The organism is Nocardioides sambongensis (genome assembly GCF_006494815.1).
Classification (GTDB): domain Bacteria; phylum Actinomycetota; class Actinomycetes; order Propionibacteriales; family Nocardioidaceae; genus Nocardioides; species Nocardioides sambongensis.
Genome location: NZ_CP041091.1, coordinates 2,318,802 through 2,332,679, shown reverse-complemented (window position 1 = coordinate 2,332,679; position 13,878 = coordinate 2,318,802). Strand labels below are relative to the sequence as shown.

The following is a 13,878-nucleotide window of genomic DNA, read 5'->3' as shown; positions in this document are numbered from 1 at the left end:
TCGAGATGTCGAACTACTCCGGGAAAAGCTCCGCCCGTACCCGTCGTCGGCGTCGTGCCGCCGGGTGGATGGCCCTGCTGGTGCCGCTCGCGGGTCTTTCGATCGTGACCGTCAGCCCCTCGCCCGCGGCGGCAGCCGTCTGCGGCCCTGGCGGCAACGAGATCGCCTGCGAGAACAGCAAGCCCGGAACCGACCCATCGGTGTGGGACGTGGACGGCGCTGGGGACGAATCGATCCAAGGTTTCGCCACCGACATCAGCGTCGATGTGGGCGACAGCATCGACTTCAAGATCGACACGAACGCATCCGACTACGACATCACCATCTATCGGATCGGGTACTACGGCGGCGACGGAGCCCGCGAGATCGACACTGTCGATCCATCCGCATCCTTGCCGCAGACCCAGCCACAGTGCATCACCGACGCCAGCACCGAGCTGTACGACTGCGGCAACTGGGCGGTCTCGGCAACGTGGACGTGCCGTCCGAGGCGGTCTCCGGCGTGTACATCGCGCGTCTGCATCGCGCCGATCGCAACGACTCCAGCCACATCACCTTCGTGGTGCGCGACGACTCGAGCCACTCCGACGTCGTGTTCCAGACCTCGGACCCGACCTGGCAGGCGTACAACGCCTACGGCGGTTCGAATTTCTACCGCGGCGCCGACAACGGGCGTGCCTACAAGATCAGCTACAACCGCCCGGTCACCACCCGCAGCGACGTCCCTTGGGGGCGCGACTTCTTCTTCGCCAACGAGTATCCGATGGTCCGATTCCTGGAGCGCAACGGGTACGACGTCAGCTATTTGGCCGGCGTCGACTCCGACCGCTACGGGTCACTCCTCCAGAACCACGAGGTGTTCCTCTCGGTCGGGCACGACGAGTACTGGAGCAAGGCGCAGCGAGCAAACGTCGAGGCAGCCCGCGATGCCGGGGTGAACCTCCAGTTCCTCAGCGGCAACGAGATCTACTGGAAGACCCGCTACGAGGCGTCGGCTGATGCGTCGAACACGCCGTACCGCACGCTCGTCAGCTACAAGGAGACGTGGTCGAACTCCAAGATCGACCCGTCGGAGGAGTGGACCGGCACCTGGCGCGATCCCCGCTTCGCTCCCAAGAGCCGGGGTGGCGGCATGCCGGAGAACGGGCTGACCGGCACCGCCTACATGGTCAACTACAGCGACCTGGCGTTGTCGGTCAGCGCGGCGCAGGGCAAGACCCGGCTGTGGCGCAACAGCGGTCTGGCGACCATGTCCGGCTCTAGCACCACGCTCGCCCCGCACACGGTCGGGTATGAGTCCAACGAGGACCTGGACAACGGCTCGAGGCCGGAGGGCCTGATCCGACTCTCGACCACGACTGGCGCGGTGCCCGAGTACCTGCAGGACTACGGGAACAACGTGGCGCCCGGCACGACGACCCACCACCTGACGATGTATCGCGCACCGAGTGGCGCGCTGGTCTTCAGCGCGGGGACCGTGCAGTGGACGTGGGGACTCGACGAGGAGCACGACAGTGGCTTCGCGCAGGAGTCGGCGGATCGCCGCATGCAACAGGCGCAGGTGAACCTGCTCGCCGACATGGGCGCCCAACCGACCACGCTGATGTCGACACTCGCGGCGGCGACGCCATCGACGGACATCACCGGACCGACCGTCTCCCTCAACGCTCCCGCGGCGGGATCGACCCAGGCGAATGGCACGTCGGTGACCGTCAGCGGCACCGCGACCGACTCCGGCGGCGGAGTGGTCGCCGCGGTGGAGGTGTCCACCGACGGGGGCAGCACCTGGCACCCGGCGACGGGAACGAACGCATTCAGCTACACCTACATCCAGCACGGGCGCGGGGCCAACGACATCCGCGTGCGCGCGGTGGACGACAGCGCGAACATCGGCACCGCGACCACCCGGGCGGTCAGCGTGACCTGCCCGTGCAGTGTCTTCGGTGAAGAGGTGCCGAAGATCACCGCCGCGGCCGACGACGACTCTGCCGAGCTCGGGCTGCGGTTCTCGGCGACCAACGACGGGTTCGTCACCGGTGTCCGGTTCTACAAGGGCGCCGGGAACACCGGCACACACGTGGGCTCGCTGTGGTCGAGCAGCGGCGAGCAGCTCGCTACGGTCACGTTCACCGGCGAAAGCGCCACCGGGTGGCAGTCGGCGACCTTCTCCTCGCCGGTGGCGGTCGCTGCAGGGCAGACGTACGTCGTCTCCTACACGGTGCCCAACGGGCGATACGCGATCGAGCCCAACGCCTTCACCTCGGCCGGGGTCGACGCCTCCCCGCTGTTGGTCGACGGTGGATTCGGTGCGGCGCCCGCCGGGGTCTACGGCAACGCCGGGCGGTTCCCCAACAGCAGCTATCAGAACTCCAACTACTACGTGGACGTGCTGTACACGACCACCGATGAGTCCCCGCTCACCGCGACCAACCACTGGCCGCTGGCAGGATCGTCGTCGGTGCCGCGCTCCACGACGATCACCGCGAGGTACTCCAAACCGCTCGTCCAGGGTTCGGCAGGGATCGTCGTCAAGGACGGCAACGGCACGACCGTCAACGGCACGACCGCCTACGACGCGGCGACACGAACGGTCAGCTTCACTCCGTCGGCCGACCTAGCCGGTTTCGTGCAGTACACGGCGAGCCTCTCCGGCACCGACACGCAGGGCAACCAGGTCAGCACCGGCAAGACCTGGTCGTTCCGCACTGCGAAGCCGCCGGCGACTCCGGGCGTCTGTCCGTGCACGATCTTCGACGAGGACACCCTCCCGGCGCTGCTCCAGGACCCCGACACGGTCCCTGTCACGCTGGGCATGCGATTCAGTGCGGATGTCGGCGGCACCGTGACCGGTGTCCGGTTCTACAAGGGCGTCAACAACACCGGCACCCACACCGGCTCCCTGTGGTCCGCATCGGGCGCCCTGCTCGCGCAGGGCACCTTCACCGGCGAGTCGACGACGGGCTGGCAGACGCTCACCTTCGACGAGCCGGTGGGGATCACGAAGGACACCGACTACATCGTGTCGTACCGCACCGAGGTCGGCCGGTACTCGGCGACGCCCAACGCCTTCGCCACCAGTGACCTTTCGCGGGGGCCGCTCAACGTGACGTCATCCTCGGGCGCCTACACCTACGGAAGCGGCTTCCCGTCATCGACGTCACCGTCCAGCTATCTGGTCGACGTGGTCTTCGAGAAGGGCACACCCACGCTCAACATCACCGGCCAGGACCCGGCGCCGGGTGCGGTGGACGTGCCGCGCCAGGCACCGATCAAGGTGGACTTCTCCGCCGCGATCGGGCCCGGCTACTCCATCAGCGCCACGCAGGGAACGACACCCCTGCCGGGAGTCGCTGCGCTCAGCTCCGACGGCACGAGCCTCACCTTCACCCCGAGCGTCGCGATGCCAGCCGATGCTTACATCACCGTCACGCTCACCGGGGTGACCTCCCTCGAAGGGGTGTCGCTGGCCGCCCAGACCTGGACCTTCCACACACGTGCCGCGAACTCCACCACCGCCCAGACCCTCTTCGGTGACGTGGTTCCCGGGGTCGCCGCCGCGAGCGACGGGGCCGCCGTCGAGCTCGGCACCGCGTTCTCGCCGACCAAGAACGGCACGATCACCGCGATCCGCTTTTACAAGGGAACCGGGAACACCGGCACGCACACCGGGTCACTGTGGTCGTCTTCGGGCACTCGGCTGGCGACGGTGACCTTCACCGGCGAGAGCGCCACCGGGTGGCAGCAGGCCACTTTGGCCAATCCGGTCGAGGTGACGGCGGGAACCACCTACGTGGTGTCGTACCTGGCGCCTCGTGGGCGCTACTCCTACACGTCCGGATTCTTCAACGGGGGCTACACCTCGGGCGACCTGACGGCTCCGGCCGGCAACAACGGTCGCTATCTCTACGGCGCGGCCGGCGGCTTCCCGATCTACTCCTGGGGGGCGTCGAACTACTTCGTCGACGTCGTCTTCGAACGGGCCCCGTCGACCGTCTCCGTGCTCGATCGTGCGCCCGCTTCAGGCGCCACGGACGTCCCCCGCTCCGCCAAGCCCAGCATCACGTTCTCGGCGCCACTCGACACCGGCTGGTCGATGACAGTGAAGCAGGGGACGACGACGATCCCCGGCACCGCCGCCCTCTCGGCCGACGGACAGACCGTCACCTTCACGCCGGCGGCGCAGTTGCCGGCGGACGCTCCGCTCACCGTGACCGTCGCCGGCATCGAGTCGACCGACGGCGCGACGATGGCCGACCAGACGTGGTCGTTCCGCACGGAGGCGGGCGCCTCCACATTGACCTCGTTGCTCACCGGGGTGACCCCGTCGCTCCCGTCGATCAACGACAGCGATGCGGTCGAGCTCGGCATGGCGTTCGTCCCATCGGTCGCGGGCACGGTGACGGCCATCAAGTTCTACAAGGGCGCGGGCAACACCGGCACTCACACGGGATCGCTCTGGTCATCGGCGGGCACACGACTGGCAACGGTCACGTTCACCGGCGAGACGGCATCGGGCTGGCAGTCGGCGACCTTGGCCTCGCCGGTGGCGCTCACCCCGGGCCAGACCTACGTCGTGTCCTACTACGCACCCAACGGGCACTACTCCGGCACGCCTGCCTACTTCAGCAGCGCTCGGACCTCGGGGCCGTTGACCGCTCCCGCGGGCAGCAACGGCCGCTACCGATACGGCGCCGGCGGCGGCTTCCCGACCGGGTCCTGGAACTCCACGAACTACTTCGTCGACGTGGTCTTCCGGACCCAGAACTAGGGCTCCCCAAGTTGGGGTAACCCCCACGCGTTTCTCGGCGGCCCCGGGGCGTGCCGACTGAAATGGTGCGCACCGGGGCCGTTGTCGAGGGGCGGTCCGACTCGATGGGGGACCGATGGAATCTGAGCGTCTCGGCGTGGCTGTCGTCGGAGCGGGGTACTGGGGCCCCAATCTGATCCGCAACTTCCGCACCAGTGAGGAGTGGGACCTGGTCGCCGTCTGCGACCTCGACCCGGACCGCGCCCGCAAGGTGGTCGGCGAACGAAGCGGGGTCGACGTCACCGATGACTTGAGCGCGGTCCTTGCCCGGCACGACGTGGATGCGATCGCGATCGCCACTCCGGCACGGACCCATCAGGCGATCGCGTGCCAGGCGTTGGCCGCCGGCAAGCACGTGCTCGTGGAGAAGCCATTGGCCGACAGCGTCGCCGCAGGGCGGACCATGGTCGAGCTGGCCCGCAGCAACGGATTGACCCTGATGACCGACCACACCTTCTGCTACACCCCGGTGGTGCAGAAGATCGCGGAGCTCGTCGCGAGCGGGTCCCTCGGCGACCTCCTCTATGTCGACTCGGTGCGGATCAACCTCGGCCTCGTGCAACCTGACGTCGACGTCTTCTGGGACCTCGCGCCGCACGACCTCTCCATCCTCGACTACATCCTTCCCGGAGGGCTCCGCCCGAAGGCGTGGCCGCTCAGGGTGCCGATCCCGTCGGCGCCGGGAAGTCGTGCGTCGGGTACCTGACCCTTCCACTGGCCGGGGGCGCGATGGCGCACGTGCACGTGAACTGGCTCAGTCCGACGAAGATCCGCCAGATGGTCATCGGTGGCACCAAGCGGACACTCGTGTGGGACGACCTCAACCCCCAGCAGCGGCTCAGCGTGTTCGACCGTGGCGTAGACCTGGTCCAGCAGAGTGTCGACAGCGCGGACCGGCGGACCGCCTCGATCTCCTACCGGCTCGGCGACACCTGGGCCCCGGCACTGCAGGAACGGGAGGCACTCGGCGAGATGGTGCGCGAGTTCGCGGCCAGCATCCGTGACGAACGGCCCCCGCAGACCGACGGCGCCGCGGGTCTGCGCGTGCTGTCGGTCCTCGAGGCAACCGCTACCAGCCTGAGGGCGCGCGGGGCGCTCGTCGATGTCGTCTCCACCGACCAGCCCGAACTGGAGATCGTGCGATGACCGCACTCAGCGGAGCACGCGTCCTGGTGACCGGAGGGGCCGGCACCATCGGCTCCACCCTGGTCGACCACCTGCTGGACGCAGACGTCCAGCAGGTCGACGTGCTGGACAACCTCGTCCGAGGGCGTCTCGCGAACCTTGAGCCCGCGATCAGCAGTGGTCGGGTCCACCTCGTCGAGGGCGACGTACGGGACCGCGAACTCGTGCACGATCTGTGTGCCGGGAAGGACCTGGTCTTCCACCAGGCCGCGATCCGGATCACCCAGTGTGCCGAGGAGCCGCGCCTGGCGCTCGAGGTGCTCGTCGACGGCACGTTCAACGTGATCGAAGCCGCAGCCGCAGCGAACGTCGACAAGATCGTCGCGGCATCGTCGGCATCGGTCTACGGTCTGGCCGAGACGTTCCCGACCGATGAGCGCCATCACCATCACAACAACGACACGTTCTACGGCGCGGCGAAGTCGTTCAACGAGAGCATGCTCCGCAGCTTCCGGTCGATGGCCGACCTGGACTACGTGGCGCTGCGCTACTTCAACGTCTACGGGCCCCGCATGGACGTGCACGGCCTCTACACCGAAGTGCTCGTGCGGTGGATGGAGCGCATCGCCGACGGACTGCCGCCGCTGATCTTCGGCGATGGCCAACAGACGATGGACTTCGTCTTCACCCGAGACATCGCCCGTGCCAACGTCCTGGCCGCGGCCGCCGACGTCCACGACGGTCACTACAACGTCGCCAGCGGCACCGAGACGAGTCTGCTCGAGCTCGCCGAGACGTTGCTGCGGGTGATGGGGTCCGACCTCGGTGTCGAGCATGGTCCCGAGCGTGCCGTCAACGGCGTCGTCCGTCGTCTTGCGGACACCACCGCCGCAGCGCGCGACCTCGGCTTCAAGACCGAGGTCGGACTGGAGGAGGGGCTGCGTGAGCTGGTCGAGTGGTGGCGTCCGCTGCGCGCGGAGATCGCCGCCGGCCGCCCGAAGGTCGGCGCGCGATGACCCGCATCAACGTGATGCAGCCCTGGATGGGTCAGGAGGAGATCGCAGCTTTGGCGGCGGTCGTGGAATCCGGCTGGGTGGCGCAGGGGGCGCGGGTCGCGGAGTTCGAGACCGCCTTCGCAGCCATGCAGGGCGCGGAGCATGCCGTGGCGACCTCGAGCTGCACGACCGCGCTGCACCTGGCACTGCTCGTGGCGGGTGTCGGCGACGGGGATGACGTGGTGGTGCCGTCGTTCTCGTTCATCGCCACCGCGAACGCACCGACGTACGTCGGTGCTCGCCCCGTCTTCGCCGACGTGGACCCCACGACGGGCAACCTCACCGCCGCGACCCTGGAGGTCGCGCTCACGCCCGCCACCAGAGCGGTCGTCCTCGTCGACCAAGGAGGAGTGCCCGCAGACCTGGAGTCGGTCCGGGCCTTGTGCGACCCGCGCGGCATCGTGGTGATCGAGGACGCTGCGTGTGCGGCGGGGTCGACGTACCGCGGGAGCCCGGTGGGAGCAGGCGCCGACATCGCCGCCTGGTCGTTCCACCCACGGAAGATCCTGACCACCGGAGAAGGTGGGATGGTCACCACCGCCGATGCCGCATGGGCCACCCGTGCGCGTCGACTCAGGGAGCACGCGATGAGTGCTTCGGCTTCGGCGCGGCATGCGAACGTCCTCGCTCCACCGGAGGAGTACGCCGAGGTCGGGTTCAACTTCCGGATGACCGACCTCCAGGCTGCTGTCGGCCTCGTCCAGCTCGCCCGTCTGCCCGAGGTGGTAGAGCGTCGGCGCTCGCTCGCGGCCGGTTACCAGAAGGCGATCGCGGAGATCGATGGACTTCGAGCAGTCACGGATCCGTCCTGGGGCACGTGCAACTACCAGTCGTTCTGGGTGGAGGTGGAGGAAGCCTCCCCGTTCGACCGCGAGGAGCTGATGGTCCGGCTCGCCGAGGCGGAGGTGTCCGCCCGGCGGGGCATCATGGCCGCGCACCGTCAGCCGGCCTACCGCACGGGGGACCACGGAGCTGCCAGCCTGCGCGCCACCGAGCGTCTGACGGACAACACCCTCATCCTGCCTCTCTTCCATCAGATGTCGGACTCCGAGCAGACCCGGGTGATCGACGTCCTGCGCTCTGCGGCGGCGAAGGCATGAGACGCCTGCTCCTGGTCGCTGCCAGCGGCCTCGCGCGAGAGGTGCTCGCGGTCGAGCGGCGCCTTGGTGTCTACGCGGACGTCCATGTCGTCGATGACGATGAGGGGCGCTGGGGGAGCGACCTGGACGGCGTCCCGATCGTGGGTGACATCGGGCTGGCGCGGGAGTACGACGACCACGAGGTGCTGGTCTGCGCCGGAAGCGGTCGGGCGCGCCGCGCGATCGTCGGCCGTCTGGCGGGGTTCGGCGTCGGTGAGGATCGCTTCACCACCTTCGTCGACCCCTCCGTGCAGGTGCCCGACGACAGCACCGTCGCCGCCGGCAGCATCATCCTCGCCGGCGCCGTGCTGACCTCGGCGGTCACGTTGGGGCGTCACGTCGTCGTCATGCCGAACGTGACTCTCACCCACGACGTGGTCCTCGCCGACTTCGTGACCCTGTGTGCCGGGGTGAGTCTCGGTGGCGGAGCCGCGGTGGGGGAGGGCGCGTACCTCGGCATGAACGCCACCGTGCGGCAGGGCGCGAGAGTCGGTGTCGACGCCACCCTCGGCATGGGTGCAGCGCTGCTGACGGACCTCCCTGCCGGCGAGACCTGGGTCGGAGTCCCGGCGCAGCCCATTCACAACCCCGCGAGGCAGCTCTCATGAAGATCCCGCTCGTCGACCTGGCCTCCCAGCACGCCGAGATCGCGGACGAGATCCGTCCGGCCCTGGACAGGGTGTTCGCGACGACCGGCTTCATCGGGGGCCCTGAGGTCGCTGCCCTCGAGGAGGAGTACGCCGCCTTCGTGGGCGCCGACCACTGCGTCGGAGTCGCCAACGGCACAGATGCGCTCGAGCTCGCGCTGCGCGCGCTCGGCGTGGGCCCGGGCGACGAGGTGATCCTGCCGGCCAACACCTTCATCGCGACGGCCGAGGCCGTCTCCCTGGCTGGCGCGACGCCGGTCCTCGTCGACGTCGACGAGGAGTATCTCCTGATCGACCCCGCGCAGGTGGAGCGCGCGATCACCGGGCGTACCAAGGCGATCGCACCGGTCCACTTGTTCGGCCAGACCGCCTTCGTCGACGAGCTCCAGGGTCTCGCCGATGCAGCCGGTGTCCCGATCCTCGAGGACGCTGCCCAGGCCCAAGGAGCAATGCGTCTCGGTCGTGCGGCCGGCTCCCTGGGCAGGGTCGCGGCCACCAGCTTCTACCCCGGAAAGAACCTCGGCGCCGCTGGCGATGCCGGAGCGGTCACGACCAACGATCCCGAGCTCGCGGAGCGGGTGCGGGTGATCGCCGCCCACGGCTCGCCCAGCAAGTACGTCCACGACGTGGTCGGACGCAACTCACGCCTCGACGCGATCCAAGCCGTCTACCTCCGTGCCAAGCTCGGCCGCCTGGAGAAGTGGAACGACCTGCGTCGTCAGGCGGCCGACCGCTATGCCGAGCTCCTCGCCGACATCCCCGGCGTCCGCACTCCGCGCAGCGCGCCGGGCAATCAGGACGTGTGGCACCTGTACGTGGTCCGCGTCGACGACCGGGACCGGGTCCTGGACACGCTGGCCGAGTCAGGCGTCGGCGCCGGCATCCACTACCCGACGCCCGTCCACCTGACCGCCGCGTACGCCCACCTCGGGCTTGGCCGTGGAGCGTTCCGAGTGGCTGAGGAGGCGGCTTCCCAGATCCTCTCGCTCCCGATGTTCCCACACCTTGGCGCGGAGCAGCAGAATCACGTCGCGTCGACGTTGGCGCGGGCGGTGGGCACGTCGGACGCCTGATGACGACGACGGAAGCACAGCGGACTGCAGGAGGTCGCCGCGCCAGCCAGGCGCTCGTGTGGAGCTTCGCCAACACGGCCCTCGCGAAGTTCGGCACGTTGGCGATCGGCATCGCCCTCGCCCGGATCCTGGGACCGGAGGAGTTCGGATCGTTCGCTGTCGCAATGGTGGCACTGATGGCGATCCTTAGCTTCAATGAGCTCGGCGTGAGCCTAGCCATCGTGCGTTGGCGCGACGATCCTGCCGGCATCGCGCCGACAGTGACCACGATCTCCGTCGCGATGAGTGCGGCGTTGACCGTGCTGACGATCGTCGCCGCCCCAGCGTTCGCCCGAGCGATGGGAGATCCCGAGGCGGCGATCGTAGTCCAGCTGCTGAGCCTCTGCATCCTGGTGAACGGAGTCGTTGCGACTCCCGCCGCGCTGCTGCAGCGCTACTTCCGGCAGGACCAGCGGACGATTGCCGATCAGGTCAATGTGTGGGTCGGAGCGGTGACCTCGGTCGGCCTGGCGCTTCTCGGGCTCGGGGCGATGGCGCTGGTGGTGGGAAGATTGTCCGGCGCCGTCCTCTCGGCGCTACTCCTGCTTCGCTACTCCCCGCTGCCGTACCGTTTCGGCCTGGACCGCCTCAGGGTTCGAGCGCTGTTGGGGTTCGGCGTGCCGCTGGCCGGAGCCAGCGTCATCGTCTTCCTGGTCGGGTTCGTCGACCAGTTGGTCGTCGGGAGCGTCCTCGGCGCGACGTACCTGGGCTATTACGTGCTGGCCGCGAACCTGGCCAACTGGCCGGTCACGATGTTCTCCCAACCCCTACGGATGGTCGCTCCCGCGTTGTTCGCGCGCCTTCAGGACGATCCAGGGGCGATGCGGGCAGCATTCCCGCGCGTGCTGCGGCCGCTCTCGGGGGTCGCGCTTCCCGTCTGCGTGGCACTCAGCGTGGCCGCACCGGAGGTGGTCGGCTTCATCTACGGCGAGGAGTGGCTGCCGGCGGCACCCGTGCTGCGCTGGTTGGCGCTGCTCGCCGCCGTCCGGATCCTGTTCGAGCTGGCATACGACTACCTGGTGGTACTCGGACGGTCTCACTCGATCCTGGTCCTGCAGGTGGTGTGGATCGTCGCGCTCGCCCCGGCACTGTGGATCGGGATTCGGACCGGTGGGCTGGAAGGTGCGGCGTTCGCGGTCTTTCTCGTGGGCGTGGCGCTTAGCCTCCCGATGTACGTGGGAGAGCTGGCCCGCTCGGGGCAGCACCTAAAGGGGATTCTGGCGGCCGTGGCGATGGCGTCCGGGCTCGCCCTCGGGTTGGCGGGTCTCTTGATCGTGTCTCTTGCTGCATTCCCCGGAGGCTGGGTCTCACTCGTGATCGTGGGTGCGCTGACCGGCACAGCCGCGACCGCCCAGTTGTGGCGCTGCCGAGACGACCTGAAGGTATTCCAGACCGGAGACCCTCGATGAGGATCCTGGTCTATCCGCACAGCATGGAGATCGGTGGCAGCCAGACGAACGCCGTCGAGCTTGCCGCCGCCGTACGCGACCGTGGACACGAGGTCATCGTGTACTCCGACGACGGGCCGATGGTCGAGCGGGTGAGCCACCTGGGGCTCGAGCACCTCGCACGGCGTCGCTCCCGTTTCCGTCCGGGGGTTGGGACTGCGCTCGACCTCCGGCGCATCGCGAGCGCAAGGGGGATCGATATCGTCCACGGCTACGAGTGGCCGACGATCTTCGAAGCCGAGGCGGCAACGACTGGCACCCGAACGGAGGCATTGGGCACTATCATGTCGATGGCGGTGGCGCCGTTCCTGCCGTCATCGGTGCCACTAGTTGTCGGCACGGCCGCTATCCAGGCGGTCGCCGAGTCCACGCGTAGGGGCCCGGTCCACCTGATTGAGCCGCCGGTGGACACCGGCAGCAATCGGCCCACCGTCTCCGTGGAGGTGCCCGCGATTCCCGGCTTGAGCGCCGAGGCGATTCGTGTGGTGATCGTTTCGCGGCTGGTTCCCGAGTTGAAACTTGAGGGGATCCTCACGGCGATCGCAGCGTGCGACCGACTTGGAGAGGATCACGCACTGCAACTCGTCATCGTTGGGGACGGGCCAGCTCGGAAGGAGGTCGAAGAGCACGCGGCAGCAGTCAACAACCGGCTGGGGCGTGTGGTCGTCGTGGTGGCAGGGGAGTGGCCCGATCCGCGATGGGCTTACGCCAGCGCGGACGTCTGCCTGGGGATGGGAGGCTCCGCTCTTCGTGCCGCTGCCTTCGCAAAGCCGCTAGTCGTTCAGGGCGAGCGCGGATTCTTCGAGCTGCTGGAGCCGAACACGGTCGACCAGTTTTTTGAGCAAGGCTGGTACGGCGTCAGCGATCTCACTCCGTCGGACGCCGTCCGACGACTGGTCGAACTCCTCGGTCGCCTGCTGAAGGACGGTGGTGAGCGGATGCGGATCGGAAAGTACGCGCGTCAGGTGATCGAGGATCGCTTCAGTCTAGATTCCGCTGCCCGCCGGCAGGAGGAGTTATACAATCTCGCAATCGAGCGCCCCCGCGGCACACTGTCGCAGTTCGCCGGACTAGCCCACGCTTCCGGGGGGCTCATCGCCTACAAGGTCCGCTGCCGACGCGCGATCGCCGCCGGAGCATCAACCGCCGACGACTTCAACGCCCGTCCAGTCCTCGGGGTCAGCTCCGTTTAGGACGCTGAGGAGAGCGTCGGCGCGGCGTTGCCAACTGTGTCGACGCGCGAATTTCCGACCTTCAACCGCGGCCGCAGCGGTGGAGGTCGCGAGTGCGGAGGCCACCTCGGCGGCGAATTCCGCCGGACCCTTGGCAGTGTGGATCAGTGACGTGTCGAGGGCAGTGACGGCCGGTAAGGGAGTGGAGACGACGGGGAGCCCGGCCGCGAGGTACTCCAGAGTCTTTAACGGAAAGCTGGCTCGATTGAACGCAGTGTTCCTGTAGGGGGTGAGACCGACGTCCATCGCGCGGAGGTACGACGGCAGTGACCCGTACGGCCGAGAACCCACCCACTGGACCTGCGGGCGATCGATCAGCGCGGCGACGCGCGCCGTCTCCCAGCCGGGGCTGATCGGGCCCACCAGAAGGATGGAGATTCCCGAGTCAACCACCGCCTCTAGGAGCGAAAGGTCGATCCGAGAGGACAGTTGGCCGACGACCCCGGCAACCGGGCGCGACAAAGCAACATCGGCGGCGCGGTCCCCAGACTCCAGATCGGCATAGTGGTCAACATCACAACCGTTAGGCAGTACAAAGCGTGGACGTGTCGCTCCCTCCCATCTCTCCGCAACCGCGTGAGTGATGGCGCCGACTTCGTCAGAACCACGGACAGCGCGGCGCTCGCAGCGTCCGATCTGCCGGACACTCGTGCCCATGAGTCGCGCGCCAGCAACGAAGTCGTCGGTGGCGTAGTAGACGGCCCGCACACCAGGCACAGCGTCGGCGTCGAAGTACGGATTCGTTCCCACCGTCGCAAGCGGCTGGCGGCCGTCACGACGCACGGCTTGTCGGATCGCGCGGCGGAGCAGCCGTGTCGTCAGGCCGCTGACCCCACGGCGCCGGGGGAAAGGGGTCGTGGTCACGATCAGCCGGCGAATGCCGTGGTCGACCTCGGTGACGAAAGAGTGTGCAGCGGATGGGCGCAGGGGGCGAACATGGGCAGCAGAACGTGGCGGATCTATCCAAAGGATATCGACCGTAGATGTCAGTTTCTTGACGAGCTGTCGATCCGTTCCGACCACGTCGTCCCAGGTCACTCCGGCCTGCCAAACCACCAAGGGCCGCCCCGAGAGTCCGTCTGCCATGACGTCATCGTGGCACGTTTCTCCATCACATTCGCCCGGAGTGCGAGTCGGGCATCCCCAACCTTAAGTACAGCGGTGCCGTTGCCGTGGGATGAGGTCCTTCCAGGCCGTCAAATGGGGTCGTCAGTCCCGATTCCGAGAGTAGTGAGCGCACATGGGGATTCACGTCGCGGTGGGTGTGGCGACCTCGCCGCTCGGTAGTTCAGATCCGATGTGCGGCTCGGTGG

At 68.0% G+C, this 13,878-nt stretch carries 10 protein-coding genes and 1 pseudogene; 10 read left to right on the top strand and 1 reads right to left on the bottom strand.

Translation table 11 applies throughout. The features are described 5' to 3' along the window. Positions 1-5: 5 nt before the first annotated feature. The 10 genes and pseudogenes from FIV43_RS23810 to FIV43_RS10880 form a co-directional block, all read left to right on the top strand. Positions 6-1,450, top strand: a pseudogene (locus tag FIV43_RS23810) (N,N-dimethylformamidase beta subunit family domain-containing protein); the annotation flags it as partial. Then, a complete protein-coding gene (locus FIV43_RS10915; protein WP_407938897.1) occupies positions 1,433-4,768 on the top strand; it encodes a DUF4082 domain-containing protein in 3,336 nt (1,111 codons plus the stop codon). The pseudogene FIV43_RS23810 and the gene FIV43_RS10915, both read left to right, overlap by 18 nt. A 136-nt stretch (positions 4,769-4,904) precedes the next feature. Further along, a complete protein-coding gene (locus FIV43_RS21455) occupies positions 4,905-5,513 on the top strand; it encodes a Gfo/Idh/MocA family protein (RefSeq protein WP_196780764.1) in 609 nt (202 codons plus the stop codon). After that, positions 5,456-5,953, top strand: coding sequence for a Gfo/Idh/MocA family oxidoreductase (locus FIV43_RS21450; protein ID WP_196781140.1), 498 nt, complete (start codon positions 5,456-5,458; stop codon positions 5,951-5,953). The genes FIV43_RS21455 and FIV43_RS21450 overlap by 58 nt, the downstream gene beginning before the upstream one ends. After that, positions 5,950-6,948, top strand: coding sequence for an NAD-dependent epimerase/dehydratase family protein (locus FIV43_RS10905; protein ID WP_141014149.1), 999 nt, complete (start codon positions 5,950-5,952; stop codon positions 6,946-6,948). The genes FIV43_RS21450 and FIV43_RS10905 overlap by 4 nt, the downstream gene beginning before the upstream one ends. Next, positions 6,945-8,087, top strand: coding sequence for a DegT/DnrJ/EryC1/StrS family aminotransferase (locus FIV43_RS10900; protein WP_141014148.1), 1,143 nt, complete (start codon positions 6,945-6,947; stop codon positions 8,085-8,087). The genes FIV43_RS10905 and FIV43_RS10900 overlap by 4 nt, the downstream gene beginning before the upstream one ends. Further along, positions 8,084-8,734, top strand: coding sequence for a DapH/DapD/GlmU-related protein (locus tag FIV43_RS10895; RefSeq protein ID WP_141014147.1), 651 nt, complete (start codon positions 8,084-8,086; stop codon positions 8,732-8,734). Before FIV43_RS10900 ends, FIV43_RS10895 begins: the two co-directional genes overlap by 4 nt. Continuing rightward, complete coding sequence (locus FIV43_RS10890; protein ID WP_141014146.1) at positions 8,731-9,846, top strand: DegT/DnrJ/EryC1/StrS family aminotransferase; 1,116 nt, start codon at positions 8,731-8,733, stop codon at positions 9,844-9,846. Before FIV43_RS10895 ends, FIV43_RS10890 begins: the two co-directional genes overlap by 4 nt. After that, positions 9,846-11,294 (top strand): lipopolysaccharide biosynthesis protein, encoded by a 1,449-nt coding sequence (locus tag FIV43_RS10885; protein ID WP_141014145.1) that lies wholly within the window; start codon positions 9,846-9,848, stop codon positions 11,292-11,294. The genes FIV43_RS10890 and FIV43_RS10885 overlap by 1 nt, the downstream gene beginning before the upstream one ends. Then, a complete protein-coding gene (locus FIV43_RS10880; RefSeq protein WP_141014144.1) occupies positions 11,291-12,526 on the top strand; it encodes a glycosyltransferase family 4 protein in 1,236 nt (411 codons plus the stop codon). The genes FIV43_RS10885 and FIV43_RS10880 overlap by 4 nt, the downstream gene beginning before the upstream one ends. Here FIV43_RS10880 and FIV43_RS10875 read toward each other — a convergent pair. Continuing rightward, the gene (locus FIV43_RS10875) at positions 12,473-13,651 is read right to left on the bottom strand and encodes a glycosyltransferase (RefSeq protein ID WP_141014143.1); all 1,179 of its coding nucleotides are present in this window, start codon (positions 13,649-13,651) and stop codon (positions 12,473-12,475) included. The two genes, FIV43_RS10880 and FIV43_RS10875, sit on opposite strands and share 54 nt — an antisense overlap. Between the last annotated feature and the right edge of the window lie 227 nt (positions 13,652-13,878).